A 16,740-nucleotide genomic window follows, 5' to 3' on the forward strand; every position below is an offset into this window, starting at 1 on the left:
CTTCCGCCCTGTTCGGCGCTCTGGACGAAGGCCGCCTTCTTCTGCGCGTAGCTGCCCCAGAGGATGAAGACGACGGGTTCTTGCCTTTCAGCCACCAGCCGTACGATCGCATCGGTGAACTGTTCCCAGCCCTTGCCGCGATGGCTCGCCGCCTGGTGCTGTACGACGGTCAGCACACTGTTGAGGAGGAGTACGCCCTGCCGCGCCCAATGTTCCAGATGGCCGTGACCGGGCCGGGGGATGCCGATGTCGGTCTCCAGCTCCTTGTAGATGTTGACGAGGCTCGGCGGCGGCGGGACGCCGGGGCGGACGCTGAAGCAGAGCCCGTGCGCCTGGCCCGGCCCGTGATAGGGGTCCTGCCCCAGGATCACGACGCGGACGGTGTCGAGCGGCGTCGTATCGAGCGCATGAAACCACAGTTTCGCGGGCGGGAAGATGCGCTTGTCCTTGGCTCGCTCGGCCATGAGAAACGCGCGCAGCCGCTGCATATACTCCGCCTCGAACTCGGGCAGCAGCGGCGTCTTCCAGCTTTGGTGCAATGTGATCGCGTCGCTCATCGGCCTATCCCATGCTGATCTGCAGCGCCGCGCCGCCGGTATAGAGACCGAGCAGCAACGTCGATTCCCAGCCGATCCCCGCCGGCCCCTGCCGCTCGCGCCGGAGCATGCCGGTCAGCAGCACCGCCGTCATCACGATGGTGAGGCCGTACCAGAAAATCTCGCGCTCGCTGATCGCGTGATAGATCGAACCGTTGCGATAGGCGACGTCGGATGCGGTGATGAAAAGCGCGTCGAACATATTGCCGCCGATGATCCCGCCGATGGCGAGCTGCGGCGCGCCGACGCGGACGGCGGCGATCGTCGTCACGAGCTCGGGCAGCGATGTGGCGACCGCCGTCAGCAGCCCACCGACAACGCTCTCGCTGATGCCGTAATCGCCGGCAATGGCGATCCCGGTCTCGCCGACGACATAGCCGCAAAGACCGACGGCGATCACCAGCGCGGCGAACTGACCGCCGACCCGCCAGCTCGATCCATATTGCGACGTGTCATCGGGTTCGTCCTTCCGCGTCTGGTCGGTCCGGAGCGGCTGCCACATCGGGCGTTCGTGCTGGCGGTGCGCATTGTGCAGCCCGATCAGATAGACGCCGACGAGAATAGGGGTCGCCGGATGGACGCCGAACAGGCTGTAGTCCGGCCCCGCCCAGGCGATCAGCGGTACCGCCATCATTCCGATCAACACGGTCGCCTGCGTCAGGTTCACCGCCGAGGCGGCTGCATGTTCAAGGTTCACGCGGCGGTAGAAGATGTCGGCAATGGCGAGGAAGGCGGTCTGTGCGGCGATCCCACCGATGGCGTTCGAAACGCTGAGCGCCGGATGGCCTGTCGACGCGGTCGAGACCGAAGTGACGATGCCGGCGATCGACGTGCCCGCGCCGAGCAGCACCGCACCCACCAGCGCCTCGCCCAACCCCGTACGGTCGGCGATCACATCGGCGAGGTTGGCCATACGCGCGCCGAGCAGTGCAATAAGCAGCACGGCGCCGCCGAAGACGAGCAGCGTCGCGCTCGGGTCGAGGGCGGCCAGATCAGGGACGGGACGACTCCACATCCCCTTATCGCACAAAGGAAAGGCCGCGCCCGGAGGGATCGGGCGCGGCCTGTGGGCAAGCGAGCTGCGAAGAGAGGAAGGGCGGGGCTGGTGCCCTTAGCTCGCGGCCCAACCGATGAGGATGTAGGCGAGGATGGCGAGGGGGCCGAGCGCGAAGAGCGTCAGCGCACAGAGGCCGAGACGGACCGCCAGCACGTTCCACCCGGTCCAGCGGGCGAACCCGGCGCACACGCCCATCAGCTTGGCATTGGGGCGGTCGAGGGTGAAACTGCGGGTCATCGTAAAGGGCTCCTGTTGAAACTTGTGGTGGGAATTGGGGTGGTGGTGTTCCCCTGCCTGATTAGGCGAGGGGAACGACCGGGCCGATGGCTGCGGAGACGAACGCGGCGCTGACGAGCAGGGCGGCGACGGCGGCGAAAGCCTGCTGGCGGTATTGGGCGATCGAATTGAACATTTTGATATTCCTTCCTGGATCTTCGGGTCGAACTGTTTGGCGGTGTTCCCCTGCCTCTTAGGCGAGGGGAACGACCGGGCCGATGGCTGCCGAAACGAACACGGCGCTGACGACGAGGGCGGCGATGGCGGCAACGGCCTGATTGCGGAAATCTGCGATCGAATTGAACATTTGGTATTCCTTCCTGAACCTTGGCCCCGGACCATTCCGTGGGTTGCCCGATACTATGCAGGGGGTGTGCCAGTTTTCAAAAATAGAGTAAGAACAGTATCTTGCGAACATAGCGCAATTTTGTTTCGCGATTTTCGCTGTGGACGCTGACCAACAGTTGGCGATTTTTCCCAACAGCCGGGATTGGCTTATGGTCTCCGCTTTGCGGCAATTCCCGCTGGACATTCGGCGAGGCGCGGTGCGATGGCTTTCCGTTAAGGGAAGGATATCAATGACCGATGATTTCAGCGCGATCCGGGAGGAGGTCGCGAAGCTCTGCGCCGAATTTCCGGGCACCTATTGGCAGCAGAAAGACAAGGCGCGCGAATATCCGGGAGAGTTCGTCGATGCGCTGACCAAGGCGGGCTATCTCGCCGCGCTGATCCCCGAAGAATATGGCGGGGCCGGCCTGCCGCTATCGGGTGCGGCGGCGATCCTCGAGGAAATCCAGCTGCAGGGCTGCAATGGCGGCGCCTGCCATGCACAGATGTACATCATGGGCACGCTGCTCCGCCACGGGTCGGAGGAGCAGAAGCAGCAATATCTCCCCAAGATCGCGACCGGCGAACTGCGGCTCCAGGCCTTCGGCGTGACCGAACCGACGAGCGGCACCGATACTCTGTCGCTGAAAACGCAGGCCAGGCGCGACGGCGACAACTATGTCGTCAACGGCCAGAAGATCTGGACCAGCCGCGCCGAACATTCGGACCTGATGCTCCTTCTCGCCCGCACGACGCCGCGCGATCAGGTCGAAAAGCGCACCGACGGCCTGTCGGTTTTCCTCGTCGACATGCGTGAGGTTCTCGGTAACGGGCTCTCGATCCGGCCGATCGACACGATGATGAACCATTCGACGACCGAGGTTTTCTTCGACGACATGCGCGTCCCGGCGAGCGCGTTGATCGGTGAGGAGGGGAGGGGGTTTCGCTACATCCTCTCCGGCATGAACGCCGAGCGCATCCTGATCGGCGCAGAATGCATCGGCGATGCGAAATGGTTTCTCGAAAAGGCGACGGCCTATGCCGGCGATCGCGAGGTTTTCGGGCGGCCGATCGGCCAGAACCAGGGCATCCAGTTCCCGATCGCGCGCGCCTATGCGCAGATGCGCGCCGCCGAGCTGATGGTCCACGACGCGCTGGCGAAATATGAGAGTGGCGAGAATGCGGGGGCCGAAGCGAATATGGCGAAGATGCTCGCGGCCGAGGCGAGCTGGGCGGCGGGCGAGGCCTGCGTCCAGACGTTTGGCGGCTTCGGCTTCGCGGCTGAATATGACGTAGAGCGCAAGTTCCGCGAGACGCGGCTCTATCAGGTGGCACCGATCTCGACGAACCTGATCCTGAGTTACATCGCCGAGCATGTTCTCGGCCTGCCGCGCTCCTATTGATTCAGAACACTACAATTCGAGGATGCCCAGATGACCGATTTTTCGCTGCCGAACGTCTCCCACGACCTGACCGGCGAGGTGGCGCTCGTCACCGGCGCAACATCGGGTCTGGGCTGGCGCTTCGCCCGGGTGCTCGCGGCGGCGGGGGCGAAGGTGGCGATCGCCGGGCGCCGGACCGAGCGGCTCGAGGAGCTGGCGAATGTCATCGCCGATGACGGCGGCAAGGCGCTGCCGATCACCGCCGACATGACCGACAGCCAATCGATCATCGACATGGTGCAGACGGCCGAAGACGGGCTGGGGCTCGTCACGATCCTCGTCAACAATGCCGGCATTCCCGATGCCCAGCGCGCGACGAAGATGCCGCTCGACCTCATTGACCGCGTCTTCGACACCAATTTGCGTGGGCCCTATGTGCTCTCCTGCGAGGTCGCCCGCCGTCTGATCGACGCGAAGACGCCCGGGCGTATGGTCAACATCGCCAGCGTTGCGGCGTATAACTACACCCCCGGGAGTGCCGCCGCGCTCTATTCGATCACCAAGGCGGGGATGGTCCGGCTCACCGAGGCGCTCGCGGTCGAATGGTCGCGCTTCAACATCAACGTAAACGGCATCGCCCCCGGCCTCGTCCGATCGGAAATGTCGGACGGGATGCTGGAGCGGATGGGTGATTTCACGAGCCACTTCCCGCGCAAGAAGATCATCGAGACAGAAGAGCTGGATTCGACGCTGCTCTATCTGTGTGCGCCGAGTTCGAGTTGCGTGACGGGCACGATCATCAAGCTCGATGACGGGCAGGGAAGCCGGTAGAAATTACGCGAAATCGCCACCCTGAACTTGTTTCAGGATCCACCCCTCCGCCGGGGACGAACTATGCGGATCGAGAAGTGGATGCTGAAACAAGTTCAGCATGACGAAAGATGGAGAGGAAATCACGATGGCAGTTGAAGGTACCTGCGACGCGAAATTCGCTGAACTCCGCGAGGAATTCGAACGCAATTTTGCCGAACGTGGCGAGGTCGGCGCTTCGGTCTGCCTCAGCGTCGGGGGCGAGACGATGGTCGATCTCTGGGGCGGCCAAGCCGACCCGACCCATGACCAGGCGTGGGAGGAGGATACCGTTTCGATCGTCTTCTCGTGCAGCAAGGCTGCTACCGCTCTCTGCGCCCACATCCTTATCGATCGCGGCGAGCTGAAGCTGGCGGCGCCCGTCTCCGACTATTGGCCCGAATTCGCGCAGAAGGGGAAAGAGGGCACCACCGTCCAGATGATGCTCAACCATGAAAGCGCCGTCCCGGCCTTTCGCGATCCGATCAAGCCCGGCGGCTATCTCGACTGGGACTATATGGTGAAGCGGATCGAAGAGGAGGAAGCGCATTGGGTGCCGGGCACGTCGAGCGGCTATCACATGGTGAGCTTCGGCTGGACGGTCGGCGAACTCGTCCGCCGCGTTTCGGGCAAATCGCTGGGCAGCTTTTTCCGGGACGAATTGGCGGGCCCGCTCGGCGCCGATTTCTGGCTCGGCGTGCCGGTCGATTTCGCGCACCCGGTTGCGCCGATCATCCCGTTTCAGCCTTCGCCCGACATGGAAATGACGGCGTTCACGCAGAAGCTACTGACCGATCCGCAATCGATCCAGGCGCTGAGCTTCCTCAACAGCGGCGGCTGGGACATGAACGATCCCAAAGGTCACAAGGCCGAGATCGGCGGGGCGGGCGGTATCTCCAACGCCCGTGGCCAGGTCGCGATGTACACACCGCTCGCCAATGGCGGTGAGCATAAGGGCGTGCGGATCGTGTCGGAAGAACGGATCGCGCATATGGAGCGTTGTTCGGTCGCGACGTCGGTAAATATGACGCTGCTGTGCGGTACGCGGTTCGCTTCCGGCTTTATGAAATCGATGGACAATCGCGCCTATCCCGGCGGCAAGCAGATGACGGCACTGATCGGCGAACGCGCCTTCGGCCATGTCGGCGCGGGCGGATCGATCGGGTTCGCCGATCCCGAATGCAATCTCGCCTTCAGCTACACGATGAACCGGATGGGGCAGGGGCTGCTGCTGAACGATCGCGGCCAGAGCCTGATCGACGCGGCCTATCGCGCGCTCGGCTACCGGTCGAACGAAAGCGGGGCCTGGGTGCGCTGACTTGGGGCGGTTCTTCTAGTCGATAACCGACAGCGTTCCGGCGCCGGCGTTGATCAGCACCCGGATCGGGTTCGGCGTTCCCCGCCCGCCGGTTTCGAGATTGGCTTCATAGGCCGGGACGGTCAGCGTCAGCCCGCGCGCGGGATCGTAGCTCGATTCCATGCCGTCGAAATCGATCGAGCCATAATAGAGAAAGACGTGGCAGGCGGTGAAGATCGGCTCCTCGCTGCCGTCGCCGCTCGGCATCAGGATTGCCAGGCCCGCCGAGGCCGCGGCCGGTTCTTCGGTGTCGAGCCTGAGCACCGTGACCATGCCGTTGTAGAAGCTGCGAACGCCCTCGCCATTTTCGCCGATCCAGAGCGCGTTGAGCGAAATGCTCGCATCGAGGCAATCGCGCGGGCCATGATCCGTCTGCGCCGAAACGGCGGTGGACGATATCGATGCTGCGGCAGCCAAACCCCAGGTCCATTTCTTCATTTCCGTACCTCCCTTGCGCCCGCCTTCCTTCATAGATGATATTCCTTGCCGCGCCATGGCCGATCGGGTCGGCTCCCGTTCATTTGCGCTGCGCCATGGTCGCTTCGCCGCAGCATTGGGGGCACGAGGCTTGCCAATGCTTGCGGCATTGGACAAGAACGCGGCCCAGACGGAGGGCAAAATGGACCGGATCATCGCCGTGCTCGATCGCACGCTTGTTCTTTTCATCGGTGTGGCCGTGGGCATGGTCGTCGGACTGGCCTTTGTGGGCGGCGGGGGCAGCGAGGCGGTGGCCAATGCGCCGGACCCGGTGATCATCACCTCCGATGAGGAAGCCGATGAAGCCGCTCCCGCCGGCGAATGCGCCGCTCCCTATAATGATCGCCTGATGACATCGCTCGCCGAGGGCGATCCCGTTCATATCGGCGTGTTCGGCGACAGCTTCGGCGACGGGCTCTGGGGCGCACTCTATCGCGATTTCCGCAGCAATGACGATTTCGTCGTCCATCGTTTCGCCCAGCAATCGACCGGTTTCACCCGCTATCGCACGCTCAATGTGCTCGAAGATGTGCGCGAGAAAATCGCCGAACAGCCGATCGACATCGCCGTCATCTCCTTCGGTGCCAACGACACCGACGGCCTGTGGGCGGACGGCACGGCGACCGAATATATGTCCGAGCAATGGCAGGAGGTCGTCGGCGACCGGGTGGAACAGGTGGTCCAGACGCTGCGCGATCATGGCGCGATCGTCTACTGGGTCGGCCTGCCGCGCATGCAGCGCCCGGCCTTCGATGCGCAGATCCGGCAAATGAATGCGTTCTACGAAAACAAGATGCGCGAACTCGGCGTGCCCTATTTCGAAACGGTGAGCGAGAGTGTCGATGATGAGGGCAATTACACGGCCTATATGCCCAACCCCGATACCGGCGACCGGACGCTGATCCGCGCCGGCGACGGCATCCACATGACGGGGATCGGTTACAGCTTCCTGATCCGCGATCTCGAAGCCCGAATCACGGACTATGTCGAAACCGCGCGTGCCGAAGCGCGCCGCGAAGCCGACCGGCGGCAGGCCGGGCGGGCGCGAAGCGATGGAAGAAATGAAGGCTAACCGATGAAGTTGCGTACGTTTTTTCTTCTGCTGCTTGCGGCCGTCGCCGCGCCCGCTGCGGCGCAGAATGGCTGTGACGGGCGGCTCTGCTTCGCCAACAATCTCGATCCGTTCTTCGACCGGCTGGCGCAAAGCCGGCGCGATAGCGGCCGTCCGGTCCATATCCTCCAGATCGGCGACAGCCACACCGCCGGCGACATGATCACCAATGGCTGGCGCGAGGCGCTGCGCCAGCGTTACGGCCATGGCGGTCGCGGCGTGCTCGCGGCGGGGCGGCCCTATGGCGGCTATCTGACCTGGGGCGTGACCGCTTCGCAGACCGACGGCTGGGAAGTGAACGGCATTTTCGGCCGGGCCTATGCCAATTATGGCCGCCCTGTCGGCCTGTCCGGCTTCAGCCAGACGGCGCGCAACACCGGCGAATCGATGGGGATCAGCGCGGACACGCCGGACCAGAGCTTCGACCGGATCATCGTGTGCGGGATCGCCGAGCCGGGCGCCGGGTCGGTTTCGCTGCGGCTGGGTTTCACGACCGAGGAAATGGATTTCGATGCGCCGCAGCGGCATACCGAATGCAAGACGGTCGACACCCCTTATCCGCAGCTCGGCGCCTCGCTGACGACGCTCGATGATCGCATCGTGACGATCACCTCCTTTGCGACGATGCGGCAGCAAGGGGGCGTGGTGCTCTCCAATGTCGGCGTCAGTGGATCGCAGCTCGTCCATTTCAACCGCAACAGCGACGAAGTCGTCCGTGCCGAACTGACGGAATATCGCCCCGACCTGATCGCCATCGCCTTCGGCACGAATGAGGGCTTTTCGCAAAGCCTGACCCCGTCGGAGTTCGAGGCGGACCTGCGCAACCAGGTCAACCGTATCCGCCGGCTCGCCGGGCGCGACGTGCCGATCCTGATCATCGGCGCACCCGACGCGCAGACGCAGAGCACCGCGCTCGCCGACAATTTCGGTTCGCCGCAAAGCTGCGGTACCGGCTGGTACACGCCGACGCTTCTCGGCGAGATCCGTTCGCGCCAGCGCCGCGTGGCGCGCGAAATGGGTCTTGCTTTCTGGGACTGGAACGAGGCGATGGGCGGTCGCTGTTCGGCCGATCGCTGGCGCAACGACGATCTGATGCGCGGCGACCGGGTACATTTCAACCAGCGTGGGGGCGCGAGGATCGGGCGAATGCTGTTCGACGACCTCGAAAGGGCCGCCGCGAACCATCGGGGCTAGGACCGGCTCTTGCTCTTTCCAACGCTGACCTTCGGGCTGTTCTTCCTCGCCGTCTTCACCGGCGCGTGGCTGCTCCGCAACGAGAATGAATGGCGCAAGATCCTGCTGCTGATCGCGAGCTGGATCTTCTACGGCGCGTGGGACTGGCGCTTCGTCGCGCTGCTGATCGTGTCGGGCTTCCTAAACTGGGGCGCGGCGCGGCTGATCCTCTATTTCGAGGACGATGCGCGCAAGCGGAAGCTGACGCTCATACTCGGCGTCATCGCGAACCTATGCATCCTCGGCTGGTTCAAATATTACGGCTTCTTCATGGAGCAGTTCGCGGCGCTGCTGACGGGGTTGGGCTGGGAACGCGATCTCTACATCATGCAGGTCGTGCTGCCCGTCGGCATCAGCTTCTTCACCTTCCAGGGGATGAGCTACCTGATCGACATCTACCGGCGGCAGACCGAGCCGGCGCGATTGCTCGACATGGTGCTGCTCATGAGCTTCTTCCCGCACCTCGTCGCCGGCCCGATCGTGCGCGCATCGCACCTGATCCCGCAGTTCGAGAAAGTGCCGAAGATCGATCGCGGCGTGATGGCGATGGGGTTGCTGCTGATCGTCTGGGGCCTGTTCAAGAAGACGATCATCGCCTCCTATCTCGCCACCGATTTCGTCGATCCGGTGTTCTTCGATCCGAGCGCGCATACCAGCCTCGATCTCGTGCTCGCGGCCTATGGCTACGCCGTGCAGATCTATTGCGATTTCTCGGCCTATAGCGACATGGCGATCGGGCTTGCGGCGCTGCTCGGCTATCGCTTCCCGCACAATTTCAACCAGCCCTATCGCGCCTCGACGCTGCAGGATTTCTGGCGGCGCTGGCATATCTCGCTGTCGAGCTGGCTGCGCGACTATCTCTACATTTCGCTCGGCGGGTCGCGCCACGGCCAGATCCGGCTTTATTTCGCCCTCACGATGACCATGCTGCTCGGCGGCCTCTGGCATGGCGCGAGCTGGAACTTCGTCATATGGGGCGCGATTCATGGCGGCGTGCTCGCGGCCGAACGGATGTGGTGGCAACACCGTCCGGAGAGCGCACCGAAGCTGCCGCGATGGGCGGGTATCCTTGTCACCTTCCACATCGTCACCTTCGCCTGGATCTTCTTCCGCAGCGCTACGTTCGACGATGCTTCGACCTATCTGGCCGGCATCGCGGCGCTCGACTTCGCCGGAACGATGCTGACGCCGGTGGGGCTGGCACTGATCGTGATCGGCATGGCGCTCCACGCGCTGCCGCCGCAGGCGATCCAGCACAATGCGATGCGTCTCCGGCGAATTTCGGCGGTCTGGGTCGGGCTCGGCACCGGCGTGCTGATCCTCATCATCGATGCGATGCGGGCCGAGGGCGTCGAACCCTTCATCTATTACCAGTTCTGACGGGGAGGAGAGCGATGACCGACACCGAACCGAAATCGGCCGACCCGCTGGAAGAGGCGCCGCTACCCAAGCCGCTGACCGGGACGACGATGACCTCGCCGGTCGATCTGCCGCCCATGGAAGACGGCGAGGCTGGGGACGATCATCCCGTGCGCTGGGCGGCGATCGCGATCGCGACGGCGACGGCGTTTCTCGCGATCTTCAATGCGTCGGCATTGCAGGGTTGGGCGTTCGGGCTGACGCCAAGCGCCGAAACCCAGCCGGTCGTCGAAGCGGCAGTACAATGGAACGAGCGAACCAGCGCGCTTGGCCTCGACCGTCCCTATCGTGCCATGCACGAGGCGTGGCAGGGTCTGGTCGCGATCGAATTCGGCGGGGATGACGGTGAAACCGCCAACGAGGAAGACATCGCCCCGCCGCCGCCCACCACGGCGGAAGACGACGAACAGGCAAGCGAACCCGGGTTTTCCGGGTTGTAGTTTGTCAGACTCGACCTGACAGTCGAGCGCCGCACCAGACTTTGTTTGTCAGAATTTCCCTATCGGGAAATCGCCGCACCGGCCCACACCCCCACCCGACCTCCCACTCAGTGTATTCTCATGGGAGGTCGGGTGGGGGAGAGGGCCGGTGCGGCGACCTCGCGTCAGCGAGGTTCTGACGATCCAGACGCACAAAGGGCCGCCTCCCTTGCGGAAGACGGCCCCCTGCGACCCGGTAAGAAGGGGGTCCTTACCGGTTACCTGTAGAAGATGTGATCTTCGATCTGGGCAACGCGCGGGCGCGATTCGTGAAACGCCGAATAGCCATAGGCCGCGCGATAAAAGATGGCGTTGCCGACGACCGGGGCGCTGATGCCGTTACGGGCGTCGATCGACACTTCCAGCGCCGTCTGCCAGCGCGCATCGCCGCGCGGCGGGTTGTAGGCGTGGGTGTTGAAGAACTGGCCGCGCTGGTGAGCCACGGCGCAGATCGAATTCGGGAAGCGCGGCGAATTGACGCGGTTCATCACGAGCTGCGCAACGGCAAGCTGGCCCTGGCGGGACTGGTTGGCCGCTTCGTGACGGACGATCTTGACCAGGCATTCCAGGTCGGCATCCATCGTGTCGTTGACGGCGACGGTCTGCTCGGCCGGTTCGGGTGCGGTTTCCTCGACGATTTCGGGCTCTTCGGCCTCGGGCGCCATATCCAGCGCGATCGTCGATTCGGCGAAATTCGTGTCGGCCTCGATACCCGCTTCGGCGAGAAGTTCGGTATCGGCCTCGGTTGCATTCGGATCGTTGGTCTCGAATGCGAAGCCGGTCGCCATCGGAATGGCGGCAGCGGCGGTCATCACAGCGGCGGATGCCGCAAAAATCGTTCTTTTGCGTCCAAAGGACATGAATTGCTCCATCGGGTGCGCCGAATGGGCGAGACCGCCATTATTCTTACTGTTTTCGGTCCGCTTACATTCCACGGCTTGTACGGGGGCCGCGCATAATCGGCGCTGCCCGCTGACCGGGTTGCGGGCCATTTGGCCTTTGCGCCGTTCATTGCAACGAAGTTACGACGAGCCGAGGACCCAACAGGATGAACTGCGCAATAAAATTACAAGGAATCTCAACGGGCCAAAATGCCAACTATCTGAAAAACATATATTTGTTGCGCTGCAACATCGGTTCCATGGGTTAAGGATCTTTGAATTCGGATCGCCGCTGAATCGACTCGTCGACTCGCGGGGCCGTCTGCTACGATGGCCGCCTGCAACCGATTCGCGGGTCGACCAGCGCCATTAAGGGGGGCGAAGAGAAAATGGCAGGGAAATGGCCTGTAATTGCGCTTCTGGCACCGCTGGCGGCGATGGTCGCCGGTTCGTGCTCGGTTGCGCAATCGGCAACGCCCGTCAGCGATTCCGATCACGAAGCAACGGCACCCTCTGCGGCGTCCACCGCGTCCGCCTCATCCGTGCAGAGTGCGGGTGGCGAACCGGCGGCGAGCCGCGCGACCGTTCCGGCTTCTTCCGAACCTGCAAGCTATCGCATCATCGGTGTCGGCGACATCATGATGGGCAGCGATTGGCCGCAGCCGGGCATGGACCCGCGCATCACGCCCTCGGCCGATCCCGAGGCGGTGCTCGGTCCGGCGCTGACCGCCTTGTTCGATGAGGCCGATGTCGTCTTCGGCAATTACGAAGGCACGATCCACGCCAGCAGCCAAAATGCGAAGAACTGCAGCAACCCCTCGGTCTGTTATGTCTTCCGCAGCCCCGTTTTCCATGCCGCCTATCTGCGCCGCGCCGGCTTCACGATCATGTCCAACGCCAACAACCATGCGCGCGATTTCGGCGAAACGGGCCGCCAGGCAACCTATGCGAACCTGACTGCGGCGGGTATCCCGACCGCGGGCGGCGATGTCAGCGGGATGCGGATCGCGACGCAGCGGCTCGACGACGGCCGCACGGTCGCGCTCGTTGCCTTCGGACACAATCCGGGCCTGCTGATGGTGCAGGATTACAGCCGCGTCGCCGAAATGGTGCGCGAGGCGGACAGCATGGCCGATATCGTCATGGTGTCCTGCCATATCGGCGCGGAGGGATCGGCGCATAACCGGGTGACGCGCGAGACCGAGACCTATCTGGGCGAGAATCGCGGCAATCCCTATCGCTTCGCCCATGCCGCCGTCGATGCGGGCGCGGACGTCGTCTTCTGCCACGGTCCGCATATCCCGCGCGCGGTCGAAGTCTATCGCGGGCGCTTCATCGCCTACAGTCTCGGCAATTTCTGGACCTATGGCCGGTTCAACCTCAACGGCCATAACGGGCTCGCGCCGATCGCGGATATCGAGGTCGATGGCGAGGGCGCACTGCTGTCCGCCCGGATCGTCTCGGCGCGGCAGGACCGGCCCGGTGGCCCCTATGCCGATATCAGCAACGCGGCGGCACAGCGGGTCGCGGAGCTGACGGCGCGCGACATGGCCGATAGCGGCACCCGCGTCGATGCGACCGGGCGCGTCAGCTGGTAATTGAATTTGTCAGGCTCGCCCTGTCGGTCGAGCGCCGCACCAGCCCACACCCCCTCCCGACCTCCCACGAGTATATCCGGAATGGGAGGTCGGGAAGGGGTGTGGGCTGGTGCGGCGATTTCGCGCTAGCGAAATTCTGACAAATCCTACGCCTCACTCATCATATTTGCTCATCCGCCGGTTGCCGAACAGCATGCCGCGTTCGAGCCGCGCGCTGAGTGCGGCGTAATAGGCGTTGAGGAAGTCGTAATCGTCGTCGCCATGCTCCCAGCCGATCTTCGCGCGGATCGTGTTGGCGACGCCGGCGAGCGTCTCGTTATTGTCCGATCGTAGCACGCGTTCGAGTGTCTTGAGCTCATATTCGCCGTAAACGGCCAGTTGCTCTTCGCTGAAATCGTAGCGTTCGAGCCGTTCGTGACCGGACGAGGCAAGGTCGTGCTCGAGCTTGCGCCGCGGGGCATGCAGCACCCAGGTACCCGCTACGATATCGCCGATACGCAGCCGATCCTTGTTGAACAGCGGGAACAGCAGGAAAACGAGCGACCAGAGGAAACCGGTGAGGACCAAGATGCCATCGGCGGCACCGCTCGTTTCCAGCCCGCTACTGAACAGAAAGGACAAGGGCAGGTAGATTTCGATTTCGCGCATCAGGTTGCGCGCGATCACCGCATCGGCCGTCAAACGACCGCCGTCGCGCGCGACAACCCGCAATCCGAGGATCCGTTTGCCCAGTGTCGCCGATCGCCGGCCCATCTCGAAGACGATGAAATAGAAATTCCGGAGCAGGAAATAGCCGAGCAGCCAGATAATCGTGACGACCTCGCCATCTCCGCCGGATCCGAAATCGGCGACCCCGGCCCAGACGACGAGGAGCGTGAAGATGATGATGATGAAAATGAGCAGCCCGAAATCGATCGCAAAGGCGCCCGCGCGCTGCCCTGCGGTAGCGAGTTTGAGTCTCAGGTCGACGCCTTCGGGCGTGATCAGCGTGCGCTGGACTGCGCTCTGATCCATCCAGGGCGGTTCAGCGCTGGCCACGGACCAGCCCCGGCAGATAGAAATAGGCGCACCACAGCAGGAACATCGTCGCGGCAATGCCGTAACGCGTGAGATCGTGGGTGATCAGCTGCCGCCCGAACCCCTCGAGCAAACCGGCGGCGAGCAGCATGACGACGACGCCGACCATCGCGCAGGCGGCGGTTTTCCCCGATTCCCGCGCTGCGGCGAGACGCGACTGCGCGCCGGGGAAAACGACGCGGGTGCCGATCCTCAGGCCCGCGGCGCCGGCGAGGACGATGGCGAAGAATTCGGTCGTGCCGTGGATCAGCAGCCATCCGCCCATCTCGAAGCCGAGCCCGCGATCGACGAACAGCGCGATGAATGCCCCTGCAACCGCGCCATTGTAAACGAGCAGCAACGCCGTCGGCACGCCGAAGGCAAAGCCGAGCGCGAAGGCGAAGATCGAAATCTGTGCGTTGTGCGTGAAGAGATAGGTTGCAAAGACCGCCAGCGCGTCCTGATCGGGCGTGTACAGCGTGGAGCGCAAATCCTCGGCCGATGCCGACATGTCGCGCCCATTGGCGAGATCGGCGGGCAGGATCGCATCGAACCATGCCGGGTCGTTCATCACCAGCAGATATGCCGTCACGATCCCGGCCAGCAGCAGTGCGAACGACATCAGCGTTTCAAGCCAGAGCCCACGGACCGCGGCCGGCCAGTCGCGGGCGAAAAAGCTCGCCAATCGGCTGCCAAGGCTGGTTCGCACGCCGTAGACGAAGAAATAGGCGCGCGTGCACAGCCCTTCGAGATAGTTGATCAGCGACTGGTCGAGCGTCGTTTCGCGCGCCACCGAGAGCGAGGAGAGCGCCGAGCGATAGAGCACCGGCAGCTCGACGAGGTCCGCGTCGGACAGGCGCCGCACCGACCCGCCTTCGGCGCGCTTGAGCAGCGCCTCGAGCCGCTGCCAGTCCTCCTCCCGTTCGGCGCGGAAATTGCGCGAGGAGAAGATCGCCTGATTTTCGATCCGGCGCATCAGAGCAGGCTCCGCCGCTTGAGCGTGACGTAGCGATCGACGAGCCGCGTCCCGATCTGGTCGTGCGGCGCTTCCAGCACATGCGCCCCCATCCGCCGAAGCCGGGCGACGACGATGGCGCGCTCCCGCAGCAGCGCCGATGCCGTCACCGCGCGCGAAACGTCCGCCGGGTCCTCGGGGCGCCCTTGCGCGATATCGGCCAGTTCGGCGTCGCGCATGATGACGAACAACACCAGATGCGTTTGCAGCATCCTGCCGGTCGCGCGCAGCATCAGCTCGGCGCTCGTCGGGTCGGCGAAGTCGGTGAAGACGACGATCAGCGAGCGGCGATGGAGCTGGTTCGACAGCGATGTCAGCGCCAGCGTGTAATTGCTTTCCTCGGCGCCATAATCGACGGCGCCGGCGGCGCGCTGGATCGTCGCGAAACCCTTGGCGCCCGAAACGGTGGGGCTCGCGAGCATCGGCCGTCCGGCAAAGGCGAACAGGCTCGCCCGGTCGCCGGCCTTCAGTGCGACATAGCCGGTCAGCAGCGCCGCCGAGATTGCCCGGTCTATCCGCGGCAGCCCGTCGATCGGCTCGCACATCGTCCGCCCCGCATCGAGCGCGAAAACGATATGGTTGTTGCGTTCGGTGCGATATTCCTTGGCGAGTGGGCCTGTGAAGCGCTTGGAGACTACGTGACCGGCTCGAACCATGTCCTGCCGACATCAGGCGCAGCCAGGTTCAGCTCAGGTTTGTCCACGTCGGATTTCATGAAGCGGACCTCTGTGCAGTCAATCGGGCCGGCTGGTTTCGATCGGATCGCGGATGCCGCCGAGACGCTGGCAAACAGTGAAGGCCTTCCGGCGCATGCCTTGTCTGTCAGCTTGCGGCGAGGTCAGGCATGAATTCTTCAGCCTGCCTGTGTTCTGTAGAGATTGACGAGGGCAGCCTGGCGCCGGTGAGCGCCGAGTCCGAACATGAGCGGAAGATTGCGATCTTCGACCTGCTCGAAGAGAACCGGTTCGCCGTCGTGGATGCGCCGGATGGTCCGTATGCACTGAAGCTATCGTTGGCTGATAATCGGCTGGTCTTCGACGTGACGCGTCAGGATGGTGAGCCGGTTCGGCAATTCCTGTTGTCGCTTACCCCGCTGAGACGGCTGATCAAGGACTACTTCCTGATCTGCGACAGCTATTACGACGCCATCCGGTCCTCGACCCCGGCCCAGATCGAGGCGATCGATATGGGGCGGCGTGGTCTCCATAATGAGGGCTCCGAAATTCTGATCGAGCGCCTTTCGGGCAAGGTGGAGACCGATTTCGACACGGCGCGACGGCTGTTTACGCTGGTTTGCGCCCTCCACATGCGAAATTGACGATCTAATAGTCGACGTGGCTCAGCGAATGCCTATATAGATCGCGTTTTCCGCGGTCTCATGAGGAGTGAATGGCGAAAGAGGAACTGATCGAGTTTGAGGGCACAATTGTCGAATTGCTGCCGAACGCCACGTTTCGTGTGAAGCTGGCGACCGATCATGAAATCATCGCGCATACGGCTGGCAAGATGCGCAAGAACCGCATTCGTGTCCTGACCGGCGACAAGGTCCTTGTCGAAATGACGCCGTATGACCTGACCAAGGGCCGGATCACCTATCGATTCAAGTGAGCTCGTCCGGGGCAGGGCG

The 16,740-nt window shown here is 63.5% G+C and carries 18 protein-coding genes and 1 pseudogene; 11 read left to right on the forward strand and 8 right to left on the reverse strand.

Annotation, left to right across the window (positions count from 1 at the left end; all coding sequences use genetic code 11):
- From ung to Q0139_RS08925, 3 genes are all read right to left on the reverse strand, one after another.
- Positions 1 to 557 (reverse strand): uracil-DNA glycosylase (gene ung, locus Q0139_RS08915; protein ID WP_298020365.1); only part of this gene is annotated, 557 nt, incomplete at its 3' end.
- 4 nt (positions 558 to 561) lie between these two features.
- Complete coding sequence (locus Q0139_RS08920; protein ID WP_298020368.1) at positions 562 to 1,611, reverse strand: sodium:calcium antiporter; 1,050 nt, start codon at positions 1,609 to 1,611, stop codon at positions 562 to 564.
- 96 nt (positions 1,612 to 1,707) lie between these two features.
- Positions 1,708 to 1,890, reverse strand: coding sequence for a PspC domain-containing protein (locus Q0139_RS08925; RefSeq protein WP_298020370.1), 183 nt, complete (start codon positions 1,888 to 1,890; stop codon positions 1,708 to 1,710).
- Between the two features lie 617 nt (positions 1,891 to 2,507).
- On the opposite strand from Q0139_RS08925, the gene Q0139_RS08930 reads away from it, so the two are divergent.
- The 3 genes from Q0139_RS08930 (at position 2,508) to Q0139_RS08940 (ending at position 5,805) form a co-directional block, all read left to right on the forward strand.
- On the forward strand, positions 2,508 to 3,659 hold the full coding sequence (locus Q0139_RS08930) for an acyl-CoA dehydrogenase family protein (protein ID WP_298020373.1): 1,152 nt from the start codon (positions 2,508 to 2,510) through the stop codon (positions 3,657 to 3,659).
- Positions 3,660 to 3,689: 30 nt separating this feature from the next.
- On the forward strand, positions 3,690 to 4,469 hold the full coding sequence (locus Q0139_RS08935; protein WP_298020376.1) for an SDR family NAD(P)-dependent oxidoreductase: 780 nt from the start codon (positions 3,690 to 3,692) through the stop codon (positions 4,467 to 4,469).
- Positions 4,470 to 4,569: 100 nt separating this feature from the next.
- On the forward strand, positions 4,570 to 5,805 hold the full coding sequence (locus tag Q0139_RS08940; RefSeq protein WP_298020379.1) for a serine hydrolase: 1,236 nt from the start codon (positions 4,570 to 4,572) through the stop codon (positions 5,803 to 5,805).
- 15 nt (positions 5,806 to 5,820) lie between these two features.
- Here Q0139_RS08940 and Q0139_RS08945 read toward each other — a convergent pair whose 3' ends face one another.
- A complete protein-coding gene (locus Q0139_RS08945; RefSeq protein ID WP_298020382.1) occupies positions 5,821 to 6,282 on the reverse strand; it encodes a hypothetical protein in 462 nt (153 codons plus the stop codon).
- Positions 6,283 to 6,463: 181 nt separating this feature from the next.
- Between Q0139_RS08945 and Q0139_RS08950 the strand changes: the two genes are divergently transcribed.
- Genes Q0139_RS08950 through Q0139_RS08965 form a run of 4 tightly spaced genes read left to right on the forward strand, consistent with a single transcriptional unit; the run spans position 6,464 to position 10,524 of the window.
- Positions 6,464 to 7,393, forward strand: coding sequence for a GDSL-type esterase/lipase family protein (locus tag Q0139_RS08950; protein ID WP_298020384.1), 930 nt, complete (start codon positions 6,464 to 6,466; stop codon positions 7,391 to 7,393).
- Between the two features lie 3 nt (positions 7,394 to 7,396).
- A complete protein-coding gene (locus Q0139_RS08955) occupies positions 7,397 to 8,626 on the forward strand; it encodes a GDSL-type esterase/lipase family protein (RefSeq protein WP_298020387.1) in 1,230 nt (409 codons plus the stop codon).
- A 9-nt stretch (positions 8,627 to 8,635) separates the two neighbouring features.
- On the forward strand, positions 8,636 to 10,045 hold the full coding sequence (locus Q0139_RS08960; RefSeq protein ID WP_298020390.1) for an MBOAT family protein: 1,410 nt from the start codon (positions 8,636 to 8,638) through the stop codon (positions 10,043 to 10,045).
- A gap of 14 nt (positions 10,046 to 10,059) precedes the next feature.
- Positions 10,060 to 10,524, forward strand: coding sequence for a hypothetical protein (locus Q0139_RS08965; protein ID WP_298020393.1), 465 nt, complete (start codon positions 10,060 to 10,062; stop codon positions 10,522 to 10,524).
- Positions 10,525 to 10,781: 257 nt separating this feature from the next.
- On the opposite strand, the gene Q0139_RS08970 is transcribed toward Q0139_RS08965, so the two are convergent.
- Positions 10,782 to 11,375 carry a cell wall hydrolase gene (locus Q0139_RS08970; protein WP_298020396.1) on the reverse strand — a complete coding sequence of 198 codons (594 nt, stop codon included), beginning with the start codon at positions 11,373 to 11,375 and terminating at the stop codon, positions 10,782 to 10,784.
- A 458-nt stretch (positions 11,376 to 11,833) separates the two neighbouring features.
- Between Q0139_RS08970 and Q0139_RS08975 the strand changes: the two genes are divergently transcribed.
- A complete protein-coding gene (locus Q0139_RS08975) occupies positions 11,834 to 13,042 on the forward strand; it encodes a CapA family protein (RefSeq protein WP_298020399.1) in 1,209 nt (402 codons plus the stop codon).
- Positions 13,043 to 13,195: 153 nt separating this feature from the next.
- Here Q0139_RS08975 and Q0139_RS08980 read toward each other — a convergent pair whose 3' ends face one another.
- Genes Q0139_RS08980 through Q0139_RS08990 form a run of 3 tightly spaced genes read right to left on the reverse strand, consistent with a single transcriptional unit; the run spans position 13,196 to position 15,769 of the window.
- Positions 13,196 to 14,056: an RDD family protein gene (locus Q0139_RS08980; RefSeq protein WP_298020402.1), complete on the reverse strand. Its 861-nt coding sequence runs from the start codon at positions 14,054 to 14,056 to the stop codon at positions 13,196 to 13,198.
- A 10-nt stretch (positions 14,057 to 14,066) separates the two neighbouring features.
- On the reverse strand, positions 14,067 to 15,074 hold the full coding sequence (locus Q0139_RS08985; RefSeq protein ID WP_298020405.1) for a stage II sporulation protein M: 1,008 nt from the start codon (positions 15,072 to 15,074) through the stop codon (positions 14,067 to 14,069).
- Positions 15,074 to 15,769 carry a DUF58 domain-containing protein gene (locus Q0139_RS08990; RefSeq protein ID WP_298020408.1) on the reverse strand — a complete coding sequence of 232 codons (696 nt, stop codon included), beginning with the start codon at positions 15,767 to 15,769 and terminating at the stop codon, positions 15,074 to 15,076. Before Q0139_RS08990 ends, Q0139_RS08985 begins: the two co-directional genes overlap by 1 nt.
- Here Q0139_RS08990 and Q0139_RS08995 point away from each other — a divergent pair.
- The 3 genes and pseudogenes from Q0139_RS08995 to infA form a co-directional block, all read left to right on the forward strand.
- Positions 15,704 to 15,961, forward strand: a pseudogene (locus tag Q0139_RS08995) (histidinol dehydrogenase); the annotation flags it as partial. The gene Q0139_RS08990 and the pseudogene Q0139_RS08995 overlap by 66 nt on opposite strands.
- Positions 15,958 to 16,431 (forward strand): UPF0262 family protein, encoded by a 474-nt coding sequence (locus tag Q0139_RS09000; RefSeq protein ID WP_298020412.1) that lies wholly within the window; start codon positions 15,958 to 15,960, stop codon positions 16,429 to 16,431. The pseudogene Q0139_RS08995 and the gene Q0139_RS09000, both read left to right, overlap by 4 nt.
- Before the next feature lie 71 nt (positions 16,432 to 16,502).
- Entirely contained in the window at positions 16,503 to 16,721 is a 219-nt protein-coding gene (infA, locus tag Q0139_RS09005; RefSeq protein WP_298020415.1) for a translation initiation factor IF-1, read from the forward strand.
- The last annotated feature ends 19 nt before the right edge of the window (positions 16,722 to 16,740 follow it).

Origin of the sequence: uncultured Parasphingopyxis sp., assembly GCF_937129435.1 — a bacterium.
GTDB lineage: Bacteria > Pseudomonadota > Alphaproteobacteria > Sphingomonadales > Sphingomonadaceae > Parasphingopyxis.

Coding starts and splice junctions, on each gene's coding strand:
- Q0139_RS08980 (WP_298020402.1), bottom strand. CDS start 14,056: ATGGATCAGAGCGCAGTCCAGCGCACGCTGATCACGCCCGAAGGCGTC.
- Q0139_RS08955 (WP_298020387.1), top strand. CDS start 7,397: ATGAAGTTGCGTACGTTTTTTCTTCTGCTGCTTGCGGCCGTCGCCGCG.
- Q0139_RS08925 (WP_298020370.1), bottom strand. CDS start 1,890: ATGACCCGCAGTTTCACCCTCGACCGCCCCAATGCCAAGCTGATGGGC.
- Q0139_RS08945 (WP_298020382.1), bottom strand. CDS start 6,282: ATGAAGAAATGGACCTGGGGTTTGGCTGCCGCAGCATCGATATCGTCC.
- Q0139_RS08935 (WP_298020376.1), top strand. CDS start 3,690: ATGACCGATTTTTCGCTGCCGAACGTCTCCCACGACCTGACCGGCGAG.
- Q0139_RS08940 (WP_298020379.1), top strand. CDS start 4,570: ATGACGAAAGATGGAGAGGAAATCACGATGGCAGTTGAAGGTACCTGC.
- Q0139_RS08970 (WP_298020396.1), bottom strand. CDS start 11,375: ATGACCGCCGCTGCCGCCATTCCGATGGCGACCGGCTTCGCATTCGAG.
- Q0139_RS08985 (WP_298020405.1), bottom strand. CDS start 15,074: ATGCGCCGGATCGAAAATCAGGCGATCTTCTCCTCGCGCAATTTCCGC.
- Q0139_RS08965 (WP_298020393.1), top strand. CDS start 10,060: ATGACCGACACCGAACCGAAATCGGCCGACCCGCTGGAAGAGGCGCCG.
- Q0139_RS09000 (WP_298020412.1), top strand. CDS start 15,958: ATGAATTCTTCAGCCTGCCTGTGTTCTGTAGAGATTGACGAGGGCAGC.
- infA (WP_298020415.1), top strand. CDS start 16,503: ATGGCGAAAGAGGAACTGATCGAGTTTGAGGGCACAATTGTCGAATTG.
- Q0139_RS08990 (WP_298020408.1), bottom strand. CDS start 15,769: ATGGTTCGAGCCGGTCACGTAGTCTCCAAGCGCTTCACAGGCCCACTC.
- Q0139_RS08920 (WP_298020368.1), bottom strand. CDS start 1,611: ATGTGGAGTCGTCCCGTCCCTGATCTGGCCGCCCTCGACCCGAGCGCG.
- Q0139_RS08950 (WP_298020384.1), top strand. CDS start 6,464: ATGGACCGGATCATCGCCGTGCTCGATCGCACGCTTGTTCTTTTCATC.
- Q0139_RS08975 (WP_298020399.1), top strand. CDS start 11,834: ATGGCAGGGAAATGGCCTGTAATTGCGCTTCTGGCACCGCTGGCGGCG.
- Q0139_RS08930 (WP_298020373.1), top strand. CDS start 2,508: ATGACCGATGATTTCAGCGCGATCCGGGAGGAGGTCGCGAAGCTCTGC.